This window comes from Nocardia farcinica (assembly GCF_029867845.1).
Taxonomy (GTDB): domain Bacteria; phylum Actinomycetota; class Actinomycetes; order Mycobacteriales; family Mycobacteriaceae; genus Nocardia; species Nocardia farcinica_A.
In genome coordinates, this window is sequence record NZ_JARWRU010000123.1 from 1 (window position 1) to 2634 (window position 2634).

Below are 2634 nucleotides of genomic sequence, written 5' to 3' on the forward strand. Positions count from 1 at the left end.
AATTCACGACCGTCGCGCAGCAACGCCCACAACACATCAACCAGGCGACGGGCCAACGCCAGCAAAGCCTGGGTATGAAGCTGCCGTTCGCTGCGTTTTCGGTCGTAGAACCTCCGCGATGGCCCGTTCTCGTAGCGCAGACTCGACAGAGCAGCCATGAAGAACACCCTGCGCAAGCGCCGGTTGTAGCGTTTCGGCCGGTGCAGATTGCCCGACACCCGGCCCGAATCGCGAGGGACCGGCACCAGGCCGGCGTAGGAGGCCAAACGGCCCGCGCTGGCGAAAGTCGCCAGATCACCGCCAGTATTGACGAGGAACTCAGCACCCAATCCGGGGCCCATCCCGGGCAACGATTCGATGATGTGCGCCCACGGGTGTTCCCGGAAACGCGCGGTGATGAGCTTGTCGGTGTCCTTGATCTCGCGATCGAGATCGAGAAGTTTGCGGGCGATGCGTTTGACCAGCATGGCGGTGTCGGCTTCGCCTGGCAGGGCCAGGCTTTGCCGTCCGGCGGCCTCGACCGCAGCGACCGCGGTCTTGCCGATCCCGGGCCTCCAGGCTCCGTTCTCAGCCAAATACGCTGTGGCACCGTGGATTCCCGCGGATCGGATCTCGGCCGGGGTGCACATCCCAGCAACCAGGATCAGCGGCGTCCTGTTCGAGAAGTCGAACGCGGCCTCCAACGCCGGGAAGATCGACCCGAGCAGAGAACGCAACCGGTTGATCCCGGCGACCCAGTCCGCCATGAGATCGGTGCGGTAGCTGGTCAGCTGGGTCAACCCGACCACCAACTCGTCCGGCATCGTGACCTGGCTCAGGTCCCGGCGCATGCGGGCGCTCTCGGCGATCACCTTCGCGTCCTTGGCGTCGGTCTTGGCCTCACCACGGAACCCGTGGGTCATCGTGTTGACCACCCGCCCTGGCACATACGTCACCGCTTGATCAGCGGCCAACAACACCGTGATCAGCAACAACGCCAACGGGCTGGTCAGATCGATTGCCCACCGCACCCGATCCGCGGTCTGCCCGGCACGGGCGATCACCGCCTCGATCGCGGCTTGATCGTTCGCGAACTTCTGGCTGAACACCGTCTTTCCGGTCTCATCGACCGTGCATGCGTGATGGGTGGTCTTGCCGACGTCGATCCCGACCCATATCTGCGGGCGAGTTGCCACTTACCTGCTCCAAGCAGTCGAAGTTGTTGCGCCCGTGGACAACCCCGCCGACAGATCCCTAAACAGCGACGACCCGCAACAAGCTCTCAATCAGCAGCCGGAGCGTCCAGCGCGGTGGGGCAGCGAGTCCTTTCAAGCCTCGAAAGAGGCAAACGACCATTAGCTACACCCCACCGCTCTGGGCATCCAGGGCATCAACCCCAGACACCTACAAACTTAGGGAAACGACCGTGACACTGACCTCCACCCCCACGCCGCTGAGCACTTCCGGCTTCGACCGCGTGCGCGACTACATCGCCAACCTCCCCGACCCGGCCGCCTGGGACGGCCCGAGCCTGCTGGCCCGCCGTGACAGCTGGGAACTCGCCCTCACCCCGGAGCAGGCCGACCTGCTGTCCTCGCTGGTCGAACAGGCCACCGCGAAGTACGGACTCTGGTCGAACCCCGAGACCCCGATCGAGGCCTGGCGCGAGATCACCGCGCCCATGGCCGAATTCTTCGAACGCGCCGAGGCCTCCCTGGAAGGCGGCACGGGCATCGCCCTGCTGCGCAACCTGCCGGTCCGCCGCGACAACGCGCACATCGAATACAACGAGAACCTGCTGTGGCTGATCGGTACCCGGCTCGGGCAGCCGGTCAACCAGATGGGCGGCGGCACCCTGCTGGCCCGCCTCCAGGACCTGCGCGGCGGCCATCGCGGCCGCGACGTGCGTCCGGAGAACACCAACGAGCCGCTCAAGCACCACACCGACGGCTCCGACCTGCTGATGCTCATGTGCGTCCGGCAGGCCACCGAGGGCGGCAACTCGTTCATCTCCAGCTCCGTGCGCACCGTCCAGGAGATCGCCCGCAGGCATCCCGAACTGCTCGCCCCGCTGCTCGAGGACCACTTCGCCTTCGACCGCAACGAGGAACAGCCCGCGGGCGACGACCCCTACTACCTGACCAAGCTGTGCACGATCGTGGCCGACAAGATCAGCGTCCGCTACTCCCGCGAGATGATCGAGACCGCCCAGCACGCCCCCGGCGCACCCCAGCTCACCGAACGCCAGCGCCGGCTGCTCGACGTCTTCGACGAGATCGCCGCCGAGGGCGGGGCGGAGATCGACTTCCGCTCCGGCGACATGATGATCGTCAACAACTACAGCGTCCTGCACGCCCGCTCCACCTTCTCCGATCCGGAGGAGGTGACCGAGCGCCGCCTGCTGGTCCGCCTGTGGCTGGCCATGAGCAATGGCCGCCCGCTGCCCTTCGATTTCGATCGCGGCGTCAACCACGATCCCGCGGGCCGCGGCGGCGTGCCGTACAAGAACCCGGCCTGAGGCCACTCCGGAGGTCAGCCGAGTCGCTGACCAGGCCCCGCCCCCGCGCCCGCGTGCCTTTAGGCTAGGGGGGGGGGCCCCCGTAGACGGGGCAACACCGCGAGGCACGCCAAGCGCAATGTGGTAGTGAACGGGAA

2 protein-coding genes are annotated in these 2634 nt (G+C 66.5%); one reads left to right on the forward strand and one right to left on the reverse strand.

From position 1 onward, the window contains the following. On the reverse strand, positions 1-1175 hold a 1175-nt coding region (locus QH283_RS02390; RefSeq protein ID WP_280501377.1), incomplete at its 3' end, for an IS110 family transposase. A 230-nt stretch (positions 1176-1405) separates the two neighbouring features. Here QH283_RS02390 and QH283_RS02395 point away from each other — a divergent pair. Then, positions 1406-2497 (forward strand): TauD/TfdA family dioxygenase, encoded by a 1092-nt coding sequence (locus QH283_RS02395; RefSeq protein ID WP_280501378.1) that lies wholly within the window; start codon positions 1406-1408, stop codon positions 2495-2497. The last annotated feature ends 137 nt before the right edge of the window (positions 2498-2634 follow it).